Annotated in this window: 1 protein-coding gene; it reads left to right on the plus strand. The window is 52.6% G+C overall.

Annotation, left to right across the window (positions count from 1 at the left end):
• A partial coding sequence (locus PORUE0001_RS02225; protein ID WP_007364837.1) for an integrase core domain-containing protein occupies positions 1 to 513 on the plus strand: 513 nt, incomplete at both ends.

A 513-nucleotide genomic window follows, 5' to 3' on the forward strand; every position in this document is an offset into this window, starting at 1 on the left:
CCATTGCCGGCTCACCGTCTCAGACATAACCTACGTCAAGTGTTTAGGGGGCTTCGCATATCTCTCCCTGACGATGGATGCTTATAGCCGCATCATCACCGGCTTTGACCTGCAGCCCACGCTCTCCACAGAGGGCCCCTACAACGCACTAAAACAGACCGTTGACTTCTACCAAAAGCATGGCTTTGACCTCAAAGGACTCATCTTCCATAGCGACCGAGGCTGTCAATACGTCTCCAAGCAGATGACCGACTACGAGGCCAGCCTAGGCATCGTAACCAGCGTCACCCAGACAGGCAACCCTCTCCACAACGCTATGGCAGAGCGACTTAACGGGATCATCAAGAACGACTGGCTCTACAACTTTGAGGACAAACCCATAGAAGAAGTTCGAGAGATCCTCTCGCAAACGATTGCTCTCTATAACACAGCGCGTCCTCATCGAGCCCTCAACAAGAAGACTCCGATGCAGATGCTCATACCAGATTACCCCAACCCTCTAACCACACAACC

Source organism: Porphyromonas uenonis 60-3 (assembly GCF_000174775.1).
Classification (GTDB): domain Bacteria; phylum Bacteroidota; class Bacteroidia; order Bacteroidales; family Porphyromonadaceae; genus Porphyromonas; species Porphyromonas uenonis_A.